We start from the raw sequence: 18694 nt of genomic DNA, 5'->3' as shown, positions 1-18694 counted from the left end.
TCCCCGTGAAAGTGGCACAGCCATGTCGGCGTACTTGAGAAAGTGCACAGGGAAGTACAGATGAACGTGCTCAGTCGGATGTTGGCCTGTGCGCTTGCGTGAGGTGAGCGCGTGCGACGATCGTAGCGTGGAGAGCCCTGATACCTCGTTCCGTCGACGTCTGCTGATCGAGTCGTTGTCAGTGCTGGCGGCCGATGCTCCGGTCCAAGTGGCCTGGCTGGTCAAGCATGATGTGGTGCCGGACGAGATCGCCTTGGACTTCGATCACGCTTTCCGCATGGCCGAGACCCTGGTTGAGGAGGGACAGCTCGATCGCGGTGCCTTGCCTGACCTGCGGGAGATCGATGTGGTCCTCCGCGGAATGAGCGGTGGAGAGAACGCTGATCGATGGACGAGAGGTGCACTGTCCATCGATGAGGGATGGAGTCAGGCCCGGCGGTTGGCCCGCCGGGTTCTCGTCGCGGAATTGGGCGGATGGGACCGGTCCATGCCGGAGATCTCTGTCATCCGGTGACTGGTTCCGCTGTTTTCGCTGGTCGGGCCAGCTGAGTGTCCCGTTCGATTGCCGCGAGCCGCTTCTTGAGCCGGTAGCTGGGGCCGTTGATGGAGACGACGTCGCAGTGGTGGAGGAGCCGGTCGAGGATGGCTGTGGCCCAGGACTTCGTCGCCGAAGACCTGGCCCCATTCGCTGAAGGTCTTGTTCGAGGTGAGGATGATCGAGCCCTTTTCGTAACGCTTGGAGATCACTTGGAAAACCAGGTTCGCCTCCCTCGTTCCAGGGGTTGGTAGCCGACCTCATCGACCACAAGGACGATCGGTCGAAGGTAGGTGCCGAGTTTGCTGGTCAGGCAGCCTGCTGTCTCGGCGACCGTGAGGTTGCGGACCATGTCGTCAAGGCTGGTGAAAGTAGATCGAGTAGCCGGCCCGGCAGGCCGCGACCGCAAGAGCGACGGCGATGTGGGTCTTGCCGACGCCGGGCGGCCCGAGCAGGGCGGCGTTCGCCTTGGATTCGACGAACGACAGGGTGGCCAGATCCTTGACCTTGCGCGGGTCGCGGTCAAACTGGAAGGAAAAGTCGTAGTCCCGGGTGGGGCAGGCCGAGCTTCCCGGCCGTGGTGCGGATGCGGGTGGAGACCAGCTCGCTCCTCGTCGGCCTGCACCAGCTTCGCGATCACCGGCACCCGGCCGCCGGCCGAAGCCAGCAGCATCACCGCGCGCCGGTAGCGCACAGAACCAGCACTTCCTCGGCGCACAATCTGCTGCAGTCTCTGCCCCTCCTGGTCGGTCAGTCTGCGCACACGGACAGGCTCAGCCACCACACCCCCAGCAGTCGGGCGGACCCATCCGGGCATCCAACCGCGGGAACCACCACCCCGGTCAGCCTTCGCGGTCAGAGCACTAGATCCGGGGGGCGCCGGTGACCGACATCACCAGGGAGTACAACGTGGTGGTCGCGGTGATGAACAGGCGGTTGTTCTTCGGGCCGCCGAAGGCGATGTTGGAGACGGGCTCGGGAACCCGGATCCGGCCGATCAGCGTTCCGTCCGGGTCGTAGCAGTGCACCCCACCGGCCATGGCCGCCGCCCACAGCCGCCTGTCCTTGTCGAAGCGAATGTTGTCGAACCGGGCGACACCGTCCGTGGCCTCGGCGAAGACCTTGCCGTCCGAGAGCGTGCCGTCCTCGCGCACATCGAACACGCGGATGTGACCGGCCCGGGTGTCGGAGACGTACAGCTGCTGCTCGTCGAGGGAGAAGACGAGCCCGTTGGGGCCGCCGAAGCCGTCCGCAACCAGGCGCACCTGTCCCGTGCCCGGGTCCACTCGGTAGACGTTGCACGCGCCGATCTCGCTCTCGGCGCGGTGTCCCTCGTAGTCGCTGGTGATGCCGAAGTCCGGGTCGGAGAACCAGATCGAGCCGTCGGAGCGCACGGTCGCGTCGTTGGGGCTGTTGAGCCGCTTGCCTTCGAAACGGTCGGCAATGACTGTGATCGCACCGTCGTGCTCAGTGCGGGTGACGCGGCGGTTGCCCTGCTCACAGGTGATCAACCTGCCCTCCCGGTCGAGGGTGTTGCCATTGCTGTGGCCCGCAGGCGAGCGGAAGAGGCCGACAGTGCCGGTCGCCTCGTCCCACCGCAGCATGCGGTCATTGGGGATGTCACTCCAGATGACCTGGCGCCAGGCCGGAAGGTAGAGCGGGCCCTCCGCCCAACGGCAGTCCTGGTAGAGCCTTTCCAGCCGCATATCCCCGTTGGCGCAGCGTCCGGTGCGGAACCGCTCGTCCACAACCTCGTAGACGTCGGGGCGGGTCTCGGATGACATAGGTGTTCCCTTCACGCCTGTCACAGAATTTCATTCGCTCAATCACGAACATTGCAGGATGAGATATGGTCTTCGCAAGAGGTGGCCGAAGGTCGGGGCACGGAAGAGGGAAGCATGGACGACATCGACCGCGAGCTTGTGGCACTGCTCCAGCAGGACGCCACCCAGCCATACGCCGCACTGGGCAAGGCGGTTGGCCTGTCGGCAGGCGCCGCCCACGAACGGGTACGCAAGCTACGCGAGCGCGGCATCATCCGTCGCACGACGGTGGACGTGGACCCGGCCGCGTTGGGGCGCGGGGTACTGGCCTTCGTCATGGTCGAGTCCTCGGCCTGGATGGGCGACTCGGCCGCCGACTTCGCCGCGATTCCCGAGATCCAGGAGGCGCACGTCATCGCGGGCAGTGCGTCCATCCTGGTGAAAGTGCGCACCGCAACCACCGAGCAACTCCAGGACGTACTGCGGCGGCTCTACGCCATCGACGGCGTGAGCGGCACCCAGGCCACAGTCTCCCTGGAGACCTTCTTCGAAAGGCCCGTCTCTCCCAGGGGCGGTCGTCGGCCAGTGCTCGGACCGGGAAGGAATGACGCGCCAACCCGGTAAACCTTCTCGGTCAGAGCACTAGGACTTGTCCGGGCGATCACGTGCGGAGCCAGATGACGATGGCTGCGACGGTGACGGTGCCGAGAAAGACGTAGCCGCGCTTGTCGTAGCGGGTGGCGACTGCTCGCGCGTGCTTGAGTCGGTTGATCGCTCGCTCGACGGTGTTGCGCTTCTTGTACCGCTCTTCGTCGAAGCTGGGAGGCCGTCCGCCGCGTGAGCCTTTGCGTAGGCGGGCGGCCTGGCTGTCTGTCTTCTCCGGAATGGTGTGCCGGATGCCTCGATGTCGCAGGTACTGGCGGCAGGGCCCGTTGCTGTACGCCTTGTCGGCCGCGACGCTCTGCGGCTTCTTGCGCGGCCTGCCGGGCCCGCGCCGTGGGACGCGGATCTTCTCCAGCACCGGTGTGAACTGGGTGCAGTCTGCCCGCTGGCCCGGCGTGACGACCAGGGACAGCGGGCGGCAGCGGCCGTCCGCGCTCAGATGGACTTTTGTGGTGAAGCCGCCGCGTGAGCGGCCCAGGCCCTCACCCGATGCGCCGCCTCCACCAGGTGGCCGTGCAGGTTCTGCCACGGCGTTTCGTTCTGGTGTTCTGTCGTTGCGCCCCCCTTTGATGCGGGGCTGGCGGCGGGTTGTTGCGGGCGCCGGCGGCGTTCTGGTGCGCGCGCACGATGGTGGAGTCCACGGAGATGTCCCAGTCGATCTCGCCCGCTGCATCGGCTGCGGCCTGGACCTGCTGCAGCAGACGCTCCCATGTCCCATCAGCCGACCACAGCCGGTGCCGTTCGTAGACCGTCTTCCACGGTCCGAAGCGTTCCGGCAGGTCACGCCACTGCACCCCGGTCCGTATCCGATACAGGATGCCGTCGATCACCTGACGGTGGTCCCGCCACCGGCCGCACCGACCGTTACTCATGGGCAGGAACGGCTGCAGCCGGTCCCACGCCTCGTCCGTCAAGTCCCCGCGAACGGTCATGCTGCGGAAAACGGGTTCTGCCGCGTGATCGGCACGGCCTACGCTTCCGTGATCGATGACACCGCATATCCAACGTCACGGGGGTCTTGGTGTGGGCGTGAACAACGGCAGCGGCCTTGCATCGCGGGAACGGTTGCCTGGCTACGTCTTCCGGCCGTATCGCGGCCACGACGACCATGGCGCGATGGCCGCTGTGCGGCTGGGCAGTGCACAGCGGGATCGGATCGACGCCCGCTCGGTTGTGGAGGGGCTCCCGACGGCAGCCGAGATCGCCGAATCCTGCGCCAGGCTGGACGACCCATCCGAGAACCAGGTCTTGGTGGAGCACGGCGGTGGCGTCGTCGGCTACTCGACGATCAGGTGGTGGCAGGAGCGGGACGGGACGTGGTTGTACCTGCACCGTGGCTACCTGCTGTCCGAGCACCGCGGCCAGGGCATCGGCTCAGCCATGCTCAACTGGGCGGAAAGCCGTATCCGCCAGCTCGTGCAGCAGCATGGAACCGCACAGACGGCTGTGTTCGGCGCGAACGCCATGGCCTCTGAACAGGATGCAACGGCGCTGCTGCTCGAAACGGGATACCGGCGTGTCTTCAGCCTGGTAGAGCTGGAGCTGGCCGATCTCCGACAGCTCCCCGACGGCAAGCCCTCCTTGGCCCCCCAGGTGAAACCATTGCCAGCCGGCATCCGAGTCGGTGCCGTCGATCCGAGCAGCTACCGCGCGGCCTGGAAGACGGTCGTTGATTCGTATGCGGATGCCGCCTTCACCGAGAGGTGGACGTTCGAGAGCTTCCTCGCCACGGCCGACTCGACCTGCTGGCGGGCGGCTTGGGATGGGGAACATATGGCCGGTGTCGCCCTGTGCTCCATCCGTCGGCAGGACCCCACTGTGGGCGAAGTCGAAGAACTGAGCGTCCGGACAAAGTCGAGGCGTCTGGGACTTGGGCGGGTCCTGCTACTGGACGGGTTGCGATGCCTTCGCGAGCACGGTGCAGAGACCGCCCGGTTGTACACCGGGACCGCGAATCCGCACCGATCCTACGACCTCTACGAGAGCGTAGGGTTCCGGCGCCAGAACGAGTACGTCCGCTACCGCAAACCGATCGCCGATCCGACAGAGGTGCATCCGTAGACCTTGGCGGTGCGGCTTCCCGAACATCGAGCCCGGCTTGATCGACCGGACAGGTCCTAGGCGGTGCTCTCGGAGGTGTCGGTGGTGCCCATGCACTGCTCCGCGATCGTGCACAGGTCGTCGATGAAGCGGCTGGTTGAGACCGGGGCGTACTGGGCTGCGCTCCACTGCTCCCAAAGGCCGCCGGGGGCAAGGAACCGGTCGGCATGCTGGCTGCCGTTGCGGCTGTCGATGTGCAGCAGCGCGCTGATGGCCCATCGCTGGTCGTACTGGCAGTCAGCTCTGCGCAGGTAGCGGTCCAGATAGGCAACCAGGTGCTCGGCGTCTTCGGCCGTGGCGAATCGGGCCAGCGCGAAGCAGTAGCCCTGGCCGGAGTAGCAGAGCCGGCTGGCCAGCAGAAGGTCGCTGAGGATGTCGCGGAACCAGTAGCGACGGTCCAGTCCGATCAGCCAAGCAGCCGTGAGCCGCGCACGCCATTCGCTCTCCAGCAAGGTCTCCAGTTCCTCGTCGCTGATCTGTCGAGCGGCCGCGCTGAGGGCCCGGAGGAAACTGCGGCACTCGGGCTCGTCCTGTCTGGTGAAGTTGCCGTGGAGCAGCTTGAGGTAGCGCCGGCCAGGTTTGACGTAGCGGTCGACGGCGTCGGTCAGTTCGGGGTCCGAGAGGCGAGGCAGGCGCATGGAGGCATCCTGGCGTGGCCGAAGATCCCCGACCAGGGGCTTTCTGCCCTGGTGTCGGCTGCCGGCGGTACGACGGCAGGCACGGCGGAAGCATCGGCAGCCGCGCGGCCTGGCCGCCGGCGCCAGGAACTGTCACCGGTCCCCCGCCGGGCAGGAACTGCGCGGCCTCGACTGGAGCCTGTCCGATGGGTCCGGTGACCGCGCTCTCGCTCGGTCGTTCAACTCGGCATGAGGAGGGGCGATCCAGCCACCCGCCCCGGGTTCAGCCCAGCGCTCCGGCGAGCCCGGCCCGTACCGCGGCGGATGTGAAGGGCTGCCCGGTGAGCAGATGCTGCAGCAGCAAACCATCCATGAACGCCACCACGGCCCGCGCGGTCCGCTCGTCGCCGATCCGCCGGCCGAGCAACCGCACCATCTCGTCCAGGCATTCCGCGGCGATCGGCCGCACCGCCTCGCGCCGCAGCGCCGCCAGATACAGCTCGTACTCCAGCTCCACCCGTGAACGGTCCCCAGCCAGCGTCGCCTCGGCCAGCTCGGCCACCTGATCCGCGAGCGGCACCGCAGGATCGATTCCGTCCACCCAGCGCGCGAAGTCGGCCATCCACTCCCCGTTGACCTGCCGCAGCGCGGCGACCAGCAGATCGTCGAGGCCGGCGAAGTGGTACGTCGTCGACCCCAGCGGCACGTCCGCGGCAGCGGCCACCGCGCGATGGCTGAGCCCCGCGATCCCCCGCTCACCGACCACCGCGATCGCCGCATCGATGATCCGCTGCCGCCGGTCGGGATCGTAGCGCCGCGCCATCAGTGAGCCCCATCCAGATTCAGCACCACAACCCCGGCGATCACCAGCAACACCCCCAGGATCTTCGCCGCGCTGGCGCTCTCCCCCAGGAACACGATCCCGATGGCCGCGATCACGGCCGTCCCGGCCCCGGACCAGATGGCATAGGCGGTCCCCACGCTCATCGACTTCAGCGTCTGCGCCAGCAACGCGAAGGCCACCAGATACCCGACCATGGTCCCCAACGACGGCCACAGCCTGCTGAAACCCTCGCTGTATTTCATCGCCGTGGTCGCCAGAATCTCGGAGAGTATCGCGCCTGCCAGCGTCACATAGACCACGCGTACGAGAGTACACGGCGTTGCGTACGGACGTACACAACGCCGAGCAACGACCGGCCGCAGGCCCTGACCCATCGGGCACGCCCTCACGAGCTTGTGCACGGTCGGCAGTGAGACGTCGAGGACTTCGGTGGAGCTCGGTGTTCACTGCCGCCGTGCCGGGATCAGGCCCGCGGTCTGCTGATGGGACAGCAGGCCGGCGACGGCCTGGACGGTGTCACTCACCAGCTCGCGGTGGGGAGGTGACGGGCCGGCGCCCGCCAGTTCTTCAGGTGGGCAATGCCGTGCTCGATCCGGATGCGGCGTGAGGAGTGCGCCTTGCGTTGCCGCTCGTACATCTCCTCGTACCAGTCCGGGGCGTTCTTCTTGAACTTGCGGTGCGGTGGTGTCACCACCGCACCGCTGGTCTGCGCGCCGAGGCCCTGGTAGCGGCGTCGGCGAGGACCTCCACTGCGGGACCATCGACCAGGAGCTTGACCAGTCCTGGCTGACGGGCGTGCGTGGTGTCCGCGCAGCTACCGGGCTTGGTTGGGCTGCAGAACAGCACCCGGCCGTCCCCGTCCTGGACCACCACGGTCTTGACGGCGTTCTGCTTGCTCTTGCCGGAGATGAACGTGTTCCGGTCCTTGCGTCCGGCGGCCGGCCGCCGGACCCGGATCTCGGTGTCGTCGATGATGCCCGTCATTCCACTGGCGCCGAGATGGTCGACGGCCTGGGCCGGAGTGCGAGTTCGAAGTGCGTTCGACGCCTGAACTTGACTCGGATCCGACCGGAATCCAGGCAGGCCGCTACCCAACTACCGTTGCTCCACATGACAGCCACCGAGACGGACATCACCGAGGACTTGATCCGGGATCTGCTGCGCGAGCAGCACCCCGACCTGGCGGATCGCCCCCTGAAGCTCGGAGCGCTCGGCTGGGACAACCAAGTGTGGCGGCTCGGCGACGACCTCGCCGTCCGGTTGCCCTGGGCGACGCAGTCCGCGGACGCGCTGCTGCGCAAAGAACACGCCTGGCTGCCCCTCCTCGCCCCGCACCTTCCTCTGCAGATCCCCGTCCCGCAGCGCCTCGGTGAGCCCTCCGAACGGTTTCCGCGGCCCTGGCTCGTCACCACCTGGGTACCGGGCGAGCCCGCCGACCGCGCCCCCGCTACGCGCGCCGCGGAGGCGGCCGTCACCCTGGCCGCCTTCCTGACCGCCCTCCACCGCCCCGCCCCCGACGGGGCGCCCGCAGGCCGAGACCGCGGTGGCCCGCTGGCCGACACCGCCGAACACTTCACCCAAGGGCTCGCCTCGGCCACCGAACTGGGGCTGATCCGCGACCCGGACGCCGTCCGCGCGGTCTGGGAAGACGCCGCCGCCGCGCCGGACTGGGCAGGCCCACGACTCTGGCTGCACGGCGACCTTCATCCAGCCAACGTCCTGACCGCGAACGGCACCTTCTGCGGTGTCATCGACTTCGGCGACCTCTTCGCCGGCGACCCAGCCTGCGACCTCGCCGCCGCCTGGATCCTGCTGCCGGACGGCGCCATCGACCGCTTCCACGAGACCTACCAGCCAAGCCCGGACGCCGCGACCCTACGCCGCGCCCGAGGCTGGGCGGTACTGCGCGCCCTCGCCGGCATCCACATCGGAGACGCCGGCGTCCACGGCCGCCCCGGAGGCAAGCCCACCTGGGGCCCACCCGCCCACGCCGCACTGCACCGCCTCACCGCAACGGTCCGCCAGTGATCAAGCATCCTGGCGGGAGGTCAGGACAAGGTCAGTGCCTGTGACAAAAGTGCTGTTGGAGTCTCGGCGCAATGTGGTGGCAGACCGAGCGTTGCCTGGGGCAGGCTCATGTGCATGGTTTCGGTGGTGCAGAACGTAGCGATCGACTGTGCGGATGCCTATGAACTGGCCCGATTCTGGAGCGAGGTGCTCGGCTATCCGCTGCATCCGGAGGACAAGCCGGGTGCCCCAGAGACTGAGGTGATGCTGCCGGAGGGTCCGCTGCTGCACTTCAACCAGGTGCCAGAACCGAAGACGATCAAGAACAGGATCCACCTGTGCCTGCGCCCGAAGACCTCGCGCGAGGAGGAGGTCGAGAGGCTGCTGAGCCTCGGTGCCACCCTGGTCACCGATCGCCGGGAACACGACGGCGCAGGCTGGGCCGTCCTCGCGGATCCTGAAGGCAACGAATTCTGTGTTCTCCGCAGCGAGGCCGACCGGGCTGCGATGTCGTCCTGAGGCATTCGTTCAAAGGCCCCGCAGCGAGTAGCACTACTGAACGCCGACAACCCCGCCGGCGTGACCGCCGACGTCAAGGCCCTCGCCCCCGTCAAAGATCGCGGCCTGCCGCGAGAGGGGGGACCGCCGCCAACTGTTCCGTGATCGCCCCCGTCACCAGAGCACGGTTGGCCTCGTCGAACAGCCCGAAGTGCCCGCCGGGGAAGAGGTGCACCCGGCACGGCGCGGAAGAATGCCTGCCCCACGCGCCCAGGGCATCCACGTCGATGAGACGGTCCTCACGGCCGCACAGCACCGTGACCGGCGCCTCGATGCGCACGCCCATACCCCGGCGGGAGGCTTCGGCGTCGAGCCGCAGGTCCGCCCGCATGTTGCCCACCAGGGTCGCGCGCCACGCGGCATCCTCGAACACCTCACGGGGCAGGTCACCGCCGAGGTCAAGCGTCCGCAGGATGCTCTCGTCCTCGACATCCTCGGGAGAACAGCCATCCGGCTCCCTGAGAACCTGACCGGAGGCGATCAGGCCGACGCAGTGCTCGCCGAGGGCTCGGGCGACGTGCAGGCCGAGAACGGCGCCAAGGCTGTGGCCGAACACCACAGTCGGCACATCGAGCCGCGGAAGGGTCGCCAGACTGGCGAGCACGTCATCGAGCGTCGCCCCCACCGGTTCCGCCAATCGGCGCTCACGACCCGGCAGAGTCAGCCCGAGTATCTCGATGTCCTGTGGGAGTCCGTCGACCAACCGCAGATACCGGTTGGGACCCCCGCCCGAATGCGGGAGGACCATCAACCGCGCGCGGGGGGCGGAGGCGGTCGCGGAGCGTGGGCGCAGCCGCGACCACCACCGCGGACCACCGGACGCCGGGTCGCGCCAGGGATTCGGGGAGCAGGTTTCAGTCGCCATGGGAGCCTTTCTGAAGGGTGCGGGTGGGGCGGCGGACAGCGTGACCAACGTACGTGTCCCGGTCGCGGCTCAGGTGGAACCTGGTGGCCCGCTGCCGCTCCTCCGGGGCGAGCAGGGCGGGCGGCTCCCGGCCCCGTTCACATGCCAGGTCCGCCGCCCGGACCCAGGCGCAGCAGCGGGCCCGGCGGGCCGTTCGGCGTACCGCCCGCCAGGGCGGGCGGTACTGCCGCGCCGCCTCGGCGGCGACCGGCCGCAGGAGTGCGGCCGGGCTCACACGAGCCAGGAGCCTGGTGCCGGGTTCCCGATCACCTTGATGCCGTCGGGCTCGTCCTCCTGGATGTGGCTGCTGCCGAGCATGGCCACGTCCCATACGTCCAGGTCGAGTCCGAGGCCGGCCAGCACGGGGGCGAACTCCCGCCACGGCAGCAGTTCGCCGCGGTCGGTGCCCTCCAGCCAGGTCAGGATCCGGCCGGCCGGCTCGCCGAGCTCCGGGCGGGTCGCGGCCCGGTCCCGGACGGCCTGCGTGATGCGCTGCACGGCGGCGTCGCGGTCGAGCACGGTGCCGCCGAACTCGCCGGAGTGCAGCACGTGGTCGAGGATCTCCTCGTCGGCGGCCGCGGGGGCGCCGTCCGCAAGCCGGGCGAGCAGGCGCTTGCGGGGCTCGGGGTCCGCCAGCAGGTTGAGCTCACGGACCAGGTCGGCCGGCTCGTCGGCGCAGTGGATCATGCTGCACAGCCGGTTGGGGCGGCCGATCACGCTGCGGAGGCTGTCTGCGGCCTGCTGGGTGATGTCGGCCTTGCCCTTGAGCGAGCTGAGGTGCACCGTCGCGGGAACGGCGTGGTCGCCGTGGCTGCGCAGGAGCAGCAGCAGGCTCGGCCCCGCCTGGAGCACGATGTCGTTGACGGCGAGCCGGTCCAGCGTGGCCAGGGTGTGCTGGTGGCGCCACAGCTCGCGGCCGGTGTGCCGGTTGAAGTGGAACAGCTCCGCGCCGATGATCGAGAAGCCGTGGCCCTGCAGGAAGTCGCGGATGACCTTGAGCTTGCCGGTGGCCATGCCGTCGGGCTTGACCAGCATGAGGGCCGAGCGGTGCAGGATCTCGGTGGTCCGGTCGCCGAATGCCTCGCGGACCTCGCCGTATCCCTCGCGGAAGCAGGTGTCGAGTTCGTAGTGGTACGCCTTGACCGGCATACGCGTGAGGGTGGACCAGTTGACGGTGCCCATGATGGGGGGTTCGCTTTCTCGTCGGGTCTCGTTCGCGGTGGTGTGCGGGCGTATTCAGCCGTGCAGTACGGCCGTCAGACGGGCGTGGTTGGCGTCCAGGTCCGAAGAGAGCCCGAACTCGAGGACGGTCATGCCGAAGAGCTGCTCCCGCAGGTCGTCCTCGACCCGGGCCAGGACCCCGGGGTCCTGCTTGCCGGCGGAGAAGTCGCTGCGGCACAGCTCCAGCGCGGCCTCTACGCTCACCGGCCGGACCTCCTGGTGCTCGCGGGTCAGGATGAGCAGCGCCCGCGGGCGGACGGCCGGCTTCAGGCGGCTTGCGAAGGAGGCGGGCCATTCGAGCCGGTGCTTGTCCCGGGCGGGGACGGGGGCAGTACGGGCCTCGGCCAGCTCGGGCCGGCTCTTGATGAGCGCCGGGTCGAGGTAGCCGACCCGGGGATAGCCCCAGAACCGGCCCTCGGGGTCGTCGAGGTGGCGCATCATCGCGTCCTCGCCCGCGAAGTGGGCGCCGTGCAGCAGGCCCCAGGCGGTGAACGTGGACTTGCCCACCCCGCTGTCCGCGGTGACCAGGGCGGCCCGGCCCTCCACGGACAGGGCGCCCGCGTGCAGCCCGTAGTGGCGGTCGGAGCGCAGGGTGAGGATGAGGAACGCCTTCTCGACCAGCCAGCGGCCCCACACGATGGGGTCGTCCAGGTCGGCGCGGGACAGGGTCAGGTCGATGGTGTGCCGGGCGGGCGTGATGGCCGCGGTGGAGCCGCCGGTGTCGATGACGACCTCGTCGAGGGTGTCCCAGCGCGGCGGGAAGTACGGCGGCGGCACGGTCTCCCGCCCGGTCCCGGTCACCTCCACGGTCAGCCGGACGGTGGCCGCGTCGGGCCACGGCGCGGTCCCGCCGGGCGCCAGCGGGGCGCCGAACAGCCGCGTGACCACGGCCTGGGCCTCGTCGGGGGCCGTGCAGGCCACCCGGTAGCCGTAGAACTCGTACAGGTTGTGATGCATGTGTCATGTCCAATCCGCGCTGCCCCGGGACGAGGGGCGAGGGGCCGCGACGCGCCGCGCGCCGCGGCCGATGGGGTGCCGCACCGGATACGGCGTCAGAAGGTCGCGGCCGGCCCGTCAGGGCCGCGGCCGTCGGCTGCCTGGGCCCGCTGGGCGCGGCAGGCGTCGTCGTACTGCTCGCGCACGAGGCGGCGCAGGGCGGGCGGGGCGCTGTCCTGGGCGTCCAGCCAGCGGGCGGCGGCCTCGGCCGTTGCCGCCTCGGAGAGCGGCGGGAAGAGCCCCAGGACGATCTGCTTGGCCATCTCGTGGCTGCGGGTCTCCCAGATGTCGCGGATCGCCTCGAAGTACCGCTGGGTGTAGGGGGCGAGGAGGGCGGGTTCGGTGCCGTCGGCGAACCCGGCGATGACCGCCTTCTGCAGTTGGTTGCTCAGGTCACCGCGCTCGACCACGGCCGCCCATGCCTCTGCCTTGGCCGCGGCCTCGGGGCGGGCCGCCCGAGCCGTGGCCGCGTGTGCGGCGCCGGGGGTGGGGTCCCGCCGTTCCTCCGCGGCGATCTCCTCCTGGCCGATGTGGCCGACCGCGGCCAGACGGACGACGGCCGACCAGCGCAGCTCCGTGTCCGCGGCCAGGCCGGGGGCGGGTTCGGCGCCGTCCAGGATGCCTGCGACCAGGTCCAGGTGGCGCCGGGTGCGGGCGGATGCGATGAACGCACGGAGCCAGGCGAGCTGGTGGTCGCTCCCCGGTTCGGCGGCGCGCAGCCGCTCCAGGGCGGCCTCGCTCCAGCGGGCGGTGAGCTCCTGGCGGGCGGCGGGGTCCGTGTAGTGCCGCAGTGCGTATGCCACCTGGCGGTGCAGGGACTCCACCACGCCGATGTCGGTCTCGGCGCCCGCGCCGGACAGGACCAGGTCGAGATAGGCGCGGGCGGGGAGTTCGCCGTCGCGGGTCATGTCCCAGGCGGCGGCCCAGCACAGGGCACGGGGCAGCGGTTCGGCGAGGGCACCGAGCCGTTCGGTGAGGGTGCGCAGCGAGGTCGCGTCGAAGCGGACCTTGGCGTAGGTCAGGTCGTCGTCGTTGAGCAGCACCAGGTCGGGCCGGGGGTGGCCCGCCAGTTCGGGGACGTCGGTGAGCTCCTGCGCGAGGACGTCGGTCTCGGTGCGGTGGATGCGGCGCAGGGTGCCGGCCTCGTCCAGGTGGTAGAAGCCGATGGCGACGCGGTGCGGCCGCAGCACGGCCTCGCCCGCGGCGCCGGCGGGGAGGGCGGGGGCCTCCTGCCGGACCCGGAAGCCGGTGATGGTGCCTTCGCTGTCGGTGTCGATTTCGGGCCGTAGCACGTTGATGCCGGCGGTCTCCAGCCACAGCTTCGCCCAGGTGCCCAGGTCCCGGCCGGAGGCCTGTTCCAGGGCCTGCAGCAGGTCGGGCAGGCGGGCGCTGCCGTGGGCGTGGGCGGCGATGTAGGTGCGTACTCCGGCGAAGAAGGCGTCGGTGCCGACGTAGGCCGCGAGCTGCTTGAGGACGGAGGCGCCCTTGGCGTAGGTGATGCCGTCGAAGTTGACGAGCACGTCCTCCAGGTCGCGGATCCCGGCGACCACGGGGTGGGTGGATGGCAGTTGGTCCTGCCGGTAGGCCTTGGCCTTCTGGTGGTTGGCGAAGGTGGTCCAGGAGTCGGCCCACCGCGAGCCGGGGGCCAGGGCCTGGCAGGCGAAGGAGCAGTAGGTGGCGAAGGACTCGTTCAGCCAGAGGTCGTCCCACCAGGCCATGGTGACCAGGTCACCGAACCACATGTGGCTGAGCTCGTGGAGGACGGTCGCGGCCCGCTTGCGGTAGGCGGCGTCGGTGGCGCGCGAGCGGAAGATGTACTTTTCGCTGAAGGTGACCGCGGCCGCGTTCTCCATCGCTCCCGCGTTGAAGCCCGGCACGAAGATCTGGTCGTACTTCTCGAACGGGTAGGGGTGTCCGAACCGCTCCGGGAACCAGTCCAGGCCCTGCCGGGTGACGGCGAACATGTCCTCCGCGTCGAGGTGTTCGGCCAGGCTGCGGCGGCAGTACAGGCCGAGCGGGATGGTCCGGTCGGCCCCGCGATGCTCGCTGTGCACGGCGTGGAAGGGTCCGGCGGCGAGGGAGACCACGTACGTGGACAGCCGCGGGGTGCGGCCGAAGGTCCAGGTTCGGCCGTCACCGTCGCCGAAGGTCCAGGTCCGGCTCTCGCCGCCGCTTCCCTCGGCGCCGCCCGCACCGGCGGTGGCGGGCAGGGTGTTGGAGATGACCGTCCAGTCCCGCGGGGCGGCCACGGTGAACCTGAACCGCGCCTTCAGATCGGGCTGGTCGAAGCACGCGAAGACCCGGCGGGCGTCGGCCACCTCGAACTGGCTGTACAGGTAGGTGTGTCCGTCGACCGGGTCGGTGAAGCGGTGCAGCCCCTCCCCGGTGGTGGTGTACGCGCAGTCCGCCGCCACCCTCACGTGGTTGCGGCCCGCCACCAGTCCGGGCAGCGCGATCCGGGAGTCCCGGAACACCTGGGCGGGGTCCAGGGCCTGCCCGTTGAGGACCACCTCGCGCAGGACCGGCGCGCGCAGATCGAGGAAGACCGGCGCGTTGGGGTCGGTGCAGTCGAAGTGGACTTCCGTCACGGAGGCGAAGGTGCCGGACTCGGCGGCCGCCCGCAGGTCGAGGGTGACGTCGTAGGTGTCGACCACGAGGGCGCCGGAGCGCAGCCCGGCCTCCTCGGCGGTCAGGTTCGTGCCCGGCATGCGTCAGTTGCTCCCGTCTGCGAGGAGCCGGGCGCGCAGGGCGCCGACCGTCTCGTCCGACAGGTTGACGCGGTCCTTGAGGTAGCCCTCGACCGAGCCGTGTTTCGCTTCCAGGTCGGCCAGGACCAGCTCCATGATCACCACGGGGGCGCGGCCGTATCCGGGCCACTTCAGCTCGCGGTCGGGGTTGGCCGTCTTCCAGTCCTCGATCAGGCGCTCGGTGGCCAGCTCGGTGAGCGCGAAGTCGGCGAGGACCGTCTCCCGGTCGACGCCGAGGAGGGTGAGGACGAGTGCGCCGATGAGCCCGGTGCGGTCCTTGCCGGAGGTGCAGTGGAACACCACCGGGCCGGGGGCCTGCGCGATCTGCTCCAGGACCTGCCGGATCTCCTCGACGCCGTCCTCGGCGACCTCCGCGAACCGGTCGGCGAGGTAGCGCCAGGGGTCGAGCTCGGGGTCGATCTCAGCCTGGTCGTACGGGCGGTGCTCGATGCTGAGGTTGACGTAGTGGAAGCGCTCCGGCTCCGGTACCCGGCCCTTGGACTCGATCTCCCACGGGTAGCGCAGGTCGATCACGGTCCGGATGCCGAGCTCCAGGAACGTCTCCCAGTCGGCGCCCTGCAGCTTGCCGAGCGAGTCGGAGCGGTAGAGGGTCCGCCACGCCACGGTGCGGCCGTCGGCGGCCCGGTAGCCGCCCAGGTCGCGGAAGTTGTGCAGGCGCTCGAAATCGACGTGCCGGTTCATCGGCTCTCTCCCTCGTTCTCCGGCATCGTCGCCTGTGACGATGCCGCCAGCTCTCGGTTGCTCCAGGCGGTGCTTCCGGTGACCTCTTCGCCGAACCAGTCCGGCGGTACGAACGCCCGGGCCTCCTCGGTGTCGGCGAACTCCACTTCGACCACGCGGAGTCCGGCCAGGGCCCCGTCGTACTCGTCGACCGTCGCCACATGCTCGCCGAGCGGGACGGTCCAACGGAACTTGCTCAGGCACTCGCCGCCGGCCAGCTCCCAGAGTTGTTCGAACACCTCGTCGGCGATGGGGAACTCGACCTCTTGGCGGACCATGGCGCCCGAGGCCGGGTCGAACGTCTTCGCCGTCATCAGCCGGGAGTTCTCCCCGGCGCGGACCCGGAACTCCACCGGGGCCCCGGGCGGGGTCAGGTAGGCCTGCCGCAGCCGCTCCCCCGTCGCCCCCGCGGGGACCTGCCAGTCCTCGGCAACCGTGAACTTCCGCTCGATCTCGGTCGTCATCGCAGCACCACCCGCAGTTCCGTGTCGGTGGACAGCCGTGCCCGGTCCAGCTTCCCGGAGGGGGCGAGCGGCATCTCGGAGAGCACGGTGATCCGGTTGGGCACCATGTGGGCGGGCAGCCGGGCCGCGCAGGCCTCCCGCAGCAGGGCGGCCGTGCGCGCGGTGTGCTCCAGCTCCCCGTCGAGCGTGGTGTAGGCGACGAGGACGGACTCCCCGCCGGCCGCGTCCTCGGTCACCGCCACGGCGTCCGCGACCCCGGGCACCGCCCGCAGGGCCGCCTCGATCTCGCCGAGTTCGATGCGGAACCCGCGCAGGTTGATCTGCCGGTCGTTGCGGCCCAGGTACTCGTACGTGCCGTCGGGCAGCCGCCGGGCCACGTCGCCGGTGCGGTACCAGCGGCAGGGCTCGGTGTCGCCCGCCAGCCGCAGCTCGGGGAAGCGCTCCGCGGTGAGGTCGGGCCGGTTGACGTAGCCGTACGCCAGGCCCTGGCCGGCGATGTACGCCTCGCCGGGCTCGCCGTCGGGGACCTCGGCGCCGTCCTCGTCCAGCAGCACCATCCTGTGGTGGGCCAGCGGGCTGCCGATCCAGGTGCCGCCGCCGTCGGAGGCCACCCGCTCGGGGGTGAGCGCCCCGAACGTGGTGTGCACGGTGGTCTCGGTGATCCCGTACATGTTGACCAGGGTCTCGGCGCCCGGCCGCAGGGCCATCCAGGCGCGCACCGAGATGCGGTCCAGCGCCTCACCGCCGAAGACCACGTACCGCAGGTCCAGCTCGGCCGGGCGACGCTCGTACGCCCTGGCCAGGTACTTGAAGAAGCTCGGCACCATGCTGAGCACCGTCACCCGCTGCTCGGCGAGGAATTCCAGCAGGGCGGCGGGCCGCTGGGCGGTGTCGGACGGGACGATCGTGATGCGGCCGCCGAACAGCAGCGCGCCCCAGATCTCCCACACCGAGAAGTCGAAGCTGTAGCTGAAGTACAGGGTCCAGGTGTCCTCGGGGCCGAAGGCGAACAGCCCGTCGGTGCAGGACCGGAAGAGCTCCAGGACGGCGCTCTCGGCGACGGCCACGCCCTTGGGGACCCCGGTCGAGCCCGAGGTGTGGATGATGTAGACCGGCACGTCCGCGGGCCGGGCCCGGGGCGCCGGATCCGGCGCCGCCGCCCCGTCCTCCCGCCGCACCCGGGTCACCCCGTCCGGCAGCGCGGAGCCGTCCGCCTCGGCGATGGCCACCCGGGTACCGGTGTTCCGTGCCATGAACGCGAGCCGGTCGGCGGGGTACGCCGGGTCCAGTGGCACGTAGCCGCAGCCGTGGCCGAGGACGGCGAGGATCGCGGCGACGACCTCCCAGCCCCGTTCCAGGCTGATGCCCACCAGCTCCCCGGGGCGCACCCCGTGCCGGGCCAGGCCGGCCCGGTACTCCCGGGCGGCCTGCTCCAGCTCGGCGTAGGTGATGTCGAGGGGGCCGTCAGTGATCGCGACGGCGTCCGGCCGCCGGGCGGCCTGTCCGGTGAACACCTCGTAGAGGGACACGGCGTGCTTCAGGTCGTGCATGGCCCTTCCTATCGGACTCGCGGGTACGGCGGAACGGGGCGGGGCGCCGGTCACCCGGCGGCGGGCGCGGGCAGTGCGGCCATGGCCGCGTGCAGCCGGCCGTAGCTCTCGTCGAGGTCGGCGGAGACCTCGAACTCCCACAGCGGCAGGCCGGCCAGCAGGCGGCGCAGGTCCTCCTCCACCGCGGCGGTCTCCTCGGCGCTCTTCGCGGTGGCGTAGTCCTCGCGGCAGCGGTTCAGCGCCTCTTCGATGTCCAGCTCGCGCAGCCCGCCGCCCTCGCCGCGGACCAGGAACACCAGGGCGTCCGGGCGGGCGCGGGACACCAGCCGGTCCTCGATGGACTCCGGCACGGTGACCCGGCTCTTGGTTCCGCTCTCGATGGGGGTGGCGGACGCCTCCTTCAGGGCCTCGCTGCGGACGATCATGTCCGGGGAGAGGTAGAGGGCCCGCGGGTAGCCCCACAGCACGCCCTCGGGCTCGTCCATGTTCCGGGCCAGGATGTCCTCGCCGATCAGGCGGGCGCCCCGGTGCAGCGCCCAGAAGGTGAACGTGGACTTGCCCACGCCCGCCGCCGCCGTCAGTACGGCGGTCCGCCCGGCGACCTCGACGGCGCCGGCGTGCAGCGGGTAGCTGCGCGGGTTGCGGCAGACCAGGTAGAGGAAGAGGCGCTCCAGGATCCAGCGGCCCCACACCTGGGAGTCGCCGAGGTCCGCACGGGCCAGGGTGACCGTGCCGGAGAGGGACGCGGGGTCGAACACGCAGCGGGAGGAGACCGTGTCGATCACGATCGGGTCGCCGGTCATGACCTCCAGGTTGTGCGGCGGGTTGGCCGGCGCGGCCGCCGGGCCGTCCTGCACGTCGAACTCCAGCCGCACCGTGCGGGTGTGGGCGGCCACGGGCGCGTCCGCGGCCACCGCCGGGCCGAAGAAGTCCCGTACCGCCCCGCGGGCGGCGATGTCGTACGAGCACTCCACGCGGTGGCCG

19 protein-coding genes and 3 pseudogenes are annotated in these 18694 nt (G+C 70.2%); 5 read left to right on the top strand and 17 right to left on the bottom strand.

Annotated elements, in window-relative coordinates:
• Window positions 1-127: 127 nt before the first annotated feature.
• The gene (locus tag Q3Y56_RS32810; RefSeq protein WP_304465351.1) at window positions 128-514 is read left to right on the top strand and encodes a hypothetical protein; all 387 of its coding nucleotides are present in this window, start codon (window positions 128-130) and stop codon (window positions 512-514) included.
• Here the strand turns inward: Q3Y56_RS32810 and istB are convergent.
• The 3 genes and pseudogenes from istB to Q3Y56_RS32795 form a co-directional block, all read right to left on the bottom strand.
• Window positions 504-1138 (bottom strand): annotated as a pseudogene (istB, locus tag Q3Y56_RS32805) (IS21-like element helper ATPase IstB). The gene Q3Y56_RS32810 and the pseudogene istB sit on opposite strands and share 11 nt — an antisense overlap.
• A 4-nt stretch (window positions 1139-1142) precedes the next feature.
• Window positions 1143-1316 (bottom strand): annotated as a pseudogene (locus Q3Y56_RS32800) (IS630 family transposase); the annotation flags it as partial.
• An 82-nt stretch (window positions 1317-1398) separates the two neighbouring features.
• Window positions 1399-2319 carry an SMP-30/gluconolactonase/LRE family protein gene (locus Q3Y56_RS32795; protein ID WP_304465350.1) on the bottom strand — a complete coding sequence of 307 codons (921 nt, stop codon included), beginning with the start codon at window positions 2317-2319 and terminating at the stop codon, window positions 1399-1401.
• A 114-nt stretch (window positions 2320-2433) separates the two neighbouring features.
• Between Q3Y56_RS32795 and Q3Y56_RS32790 the strand changes: the two genes are divergently transcribed.
• Window positions 2434-2922: an Lrp/AsnC family transcriptional regulator gene (locus tag Q3Y56_RS32790; RefSeq protein WP_304465349.1), complete on the top strand. Its 489-nt coding sequence runs from the start codon at window positions 2434-2436 to the stop codon at window positions 2920-2922.
• 37 nt (window positions 2923-2959) lie between these two features.
• Here Q3Y56_RS32790 and Q3Y56_RS32785 read toward each other — a convergent pair.
• Window positions 2960-3893: pseudogene (locus Q3Y56_RS32785) on the bottom strand (IS5 family transposase).
• 91 nt (window positions 3894-3984) lie between these two features.
• Between Q3Y56_RS32785 and Q3Y56_RS32780 the strand changes: the two are divergent.
• On the top strand, window positions 3985-5022 hold the full coding sequence (locus Q3Y56_RS32780) for a GNAT family N-acetyltransferase (protein ID WP_304465348.1): 1038 nt from the start codon (window positions 3985-3987) through the stop codon (window positions 5020-5022).
• A 56-nt stretch (window positions 5023-5078) separates the two neighbouring features.
• Here Q3Y56_RS32780 and Q3Y56_RS32775 read toward each other — a convergent pair whose 3' ends face one another.
• From Q3Y56_RS32775 to Q3Y56_RS32755, 5 genes are all read right to left on the bottom strand, one after another.
• Entirely contained in the window at window positions 5079-5699 is a 621-nt protein-coding gene (locus tag Q3Y56_RS32775) for a DUF6000 family protein (RefSeq protein ID WP_304465347.1), read from the bottom strand.
• 262 nt (window positions 5700-5961) lie between these two features.
• Window positions 5962-6501, bottom strand: a complete 540-nt coding sequence (locus Q3Y56_RS32770) for a TetR/AcrR family transcriptional regulator (protein WP_304465346.1) — start codon at window positions 6499-6501, stop codon at window positions 5962-5964.
• Window positions 6501-6821, bottom strand: a complete 321-nt coding sequence (locus Q3Y56_RS32765; protein WP_369696831.1) for a multidrug efflux SMR transporter — start codon at window positions 6819-6821, stop codon at window positions 6501-6503. Before Q3Y56_RS32765 ends, Q3Y56_RS32770 begins: the two co-directional genes overlap by 1 nt.
• A gap of 221 nt (window positions 6822-7042) precedes the next feature.
• Window positions 7043-7213 (bottom strand): hypothetical protein, encoded by a 171-nt coding sequence (locus Q3Y56_RS32760; protein ID WP_304465345.1) that lies wholly within the window; start codon window positions 7211-7213, stop codon window positions 7043-7045.
• Complete coding sequence (locus tag Q3Y56_RS32755; RefSeq protein WP_304465344.1) at window positions 7210-7506, bottom strand: transposase family protein; 297 nt, start codon at window positions 7504-7506, stop codon at window positions 7210-7212. The genes Q3Y56_RS32760 and Q3Y56_RS32755 overlap by 4 nt, the downstream gene beginning before the upstream one ends.
• 126 nt (window positions 7507-7632) lie before the next feature.
• On the opposite strand from Q3Y56_RS32755, the gene Q3Y56_RS32750 reads away from it, so the two are divergent.
• Both Q3Y56_RS32750 and Q3Y56_RS32745 read left to right on the top strand, forming a co-directional pair.
• Window positions 7633-8550: an aminoglycoside phosphotransferase family protein gene (locus tag Q3Y56_RS32750; RefSeq protein ID WP_304465343.1), complete on the top strand. Its 918-nt coding sequence runs from the start codon at window positions 7633-7635 to the stop codon at window positions 8548-8550.
• Between the two features lie 114 nt (window positions 8551-8664).
• Window positions 8665-9048 carry a VOC family protein gene (locus Q3Y56_RS32745; RefSeq protein WP_304465342.1) on the top strand — a complete coding sequence of 128 codons (384 nt, stop codon included), beginning with the start codon at window positions 8665-8667 and terminating at the stop codon, window positions 9046-9048.
• Between the two features lie 91 nt (window positions 9049-9139).
• Here Q3Y56_RS32745 and Q3Y56_RS32740 read toward each other — a convergent pair whose 3' ends face one another.
• The 8 genes from Q3Y56_RS32740 to Q3Y56_RS32705 form a co-directional block, all read right to left on the bottom strand.
• Window positions 9140-9835 carry a thioesterase II family protein gene (locus tag Q3Y56_RS32740; protein WP_304465341.1) on the bottom strand — a complete coding sequence of 232 codons (696 nt, stop codon included), beginning with the start codon at window positions 9833-9835 and terminating at the stop codon, window positions 9140-9142.
• Window positions 9836-9941: 106 nt separating this feature from the next.
• The gene (locus tag Q3Y56_RS32735) at window positions 9942-10226 is read right to left on the bottom strand and encodes a hypothetical protein (RefSeq protein ID WP_304465340.1); all 285 of its coding nucleotides are present in this window, start codon (window positions 10224-10226) and stop codon (window positions 9942-9944) included.
• Window positions 10223-11173 (bottom strand): nucleoside-diphosphate kinase, encoded by a 951-nt coding sequence (locus tag Q3Y56_RS32730; protein ID WP_304465339.1) that lies wholly within the window; start codon window positions 11171-11173, stop codon window positions 10223-10225. The genes Q3Y56_RS32735 and Q3Y56_RS32730 overlap by 4 nt, the downstream gene beginning before the upstream one ends.
• A 54-nt stretch (window positions 11174-11227) precedes the next feature.
• Complete coding sequence (locus Q3Y56_RS32725; RefSeq protein WP_304465338.1) at window positions 11228-12169, bottom strand: hypothetical protein; 942 nt, start codon at window positions 12167-12169, stop codon at window positions 11228-11230.
• Window positions 12170-12264: 95 nt separating this feature from the next.
• On the bottom strand, window positions 12265-14916 hold the full coding sequence (pepN, locus tag Q3Y56_RS32720; RefSeq protein WP_304465337.1) for an aminopeptidase N: 2652 nt from the start codon (window positions 14914-14916) through the stop codon (window positions 12265-12267).
• Between the two features lie 3 nt (window positions 14917-14919).
• Window positions 14920-15657: a tyrosine-protein phosphatase gene (locus Q3Y56_RS32715; RefSeq protein ID WP_304465336.1), complete on the bottom strand. Its 738-nt coding sequence runs from the start codon at window positions 15655-15657 to the stop codon at window positions 14920-14922.
• On the bottom strand, window positions 15654-16160 hold the full coding sequence (locus Q3Y56_RS32710; protein ID WP_304465335.1) for a CYTH domain-containing protein: 507 nt from the start codon (window positions 16158-16160) through the stop codon (window positions 15654-15656). The genes Q3Y56_RS32715 and Q3Y56_RS32710 overlap by 4 nt, the downstream gene beginning before the upstream one ends.
• A complete protein-coding gene (locus Q3Y56_RS32705; RefSeq protein WP_304465334.1) occupies window positions 16157-17710 on the bottom strand; it encodes an amino acid adenylation domain-containing protein in 1554 nt (517 codons plus the stop codon). Before Q3Y56_RS32705 ends, Q3Y56_RS32710 begins: the two co-directional genes overlap by 4 nt.
• Between the last annotated feature and the right edge of the window lie 984 nt (window positions 17711-18694).

It is taken from the genome of Streptomyces sp. XD-27 (assembly GCF_030553055.1).
GTDB lineage: Bacteria > Actinomycetota > Actinomycetes > Streptomycetales > Streptomycetaceae > Streptomyces.
This window is presented reverse-complemented; position numbering and strand designations above follow the sequence as displayed.

Excerpts from the sequence above, each read along its gene's own strand:
- Q3Y56_RS32755 (WP_304465344.1), bottom strand. The coding sequence starts at position 7,506 with ATGACGGGCATCATCGACGACACCGAGATCCGGGTCCGGCGGCCGGCC.
- Q3Y56_RS32705 (WP_304465334.1), bottom strand. The coding sequence starts at position 17,710 with ATGCACGACCTGAAGCACGCCGTGTCCCTCTACGAGGTGTTCACCGGA.
- Q3Y56_RS32725 (WP_304465338.1), bottom strand. The coding sequence starts at position 12,169 with ATGCATCACAACCTGTACGAGTTCTACGGCTACCGGGTGGCCTGCACG.
- Q3Y56_RS32790 (WP_304465349.1), top strand. The coding sequence starts at position 2,434 with ATGGACGACATCGACCGCGAGCTTGTGGCACTGCTCCAGCAGGACGCC.
- pepN (WP_304465337.1), bottom strand. The coding sequence starts at position 14,916 with ATGCCGGGCACGAACCTGACCGCCGAGGAGGCCGGGCTGCGCTCCGGC.
- Q3Y56_RS32730 (WP_304465339.1), bottom strand. The coding sequence starts at position 11,173 with ATGGGCACCGTCAACTGGTCCACCCTCACGCGTATGCCGGTCAAGGCG.
- Q3Y56_RS32745 (WP_304465342.1), top strand. The coding sequence starts at position 8,665 with ATGGTTTCGGTGGTGCAGAACGTAGCGATCGACTGTGCGGATGCCTAT.
- Q3Y56_RS32740 (WP_304465341.1), bottom strand. The coding sequence starts at position 9,835 with ATGGTCCTCCCGCATTCGGGCGGGGGTCCCAACCGGTATCTGCGGTTG.
- Q3Y56_RS32710 (WP_304465335.1), bottom strand. The coding sequence starts at position 16,160 with ATGACGACCGAGATCGAGCGGAAGTTCACGGTTGCCGAGGACTGGCAG.
- Q3Y56_RS32715 (WP_304465336.1), bottom strand. The coding sequence starts at position 15,657 with ATGAACCGGCACGTCGATTTCGAGCGCCTGCACAACTTCCGCGACCTG.
- Q3Y56_RS32795 (WP_304465350.1), bottom strand. The coding sequence starts at position 2,319 with ATGTCATCCGAGACCCGCCCCGACGTCTACGAGGTTGTGGACGAGCGG.
- Q3Y56_RS32775 (WP_304465347.1), bottom strand. The coding sequence starts at position 5,699 with ATGCGCCTGCCTCGCCTCTCGGACCCCGAACTGACCGACGCCGTCGAC.
- Q3Y56_RS32750 (WP_304465343.1), top strand. The coding sequence starts at position 7,633 with ATGACAGCCACCGAGACGGACATCACCGAGGACTTGATCCGGGATCTG.
- Q3Y56_RS32770 (WP_304465346.1), bottom strand. The coding sequence starts at position 6,501 with ATGGCGCGGCGCTACGATCCCGACCGGCGGCAGCGGATCATCGATGCG.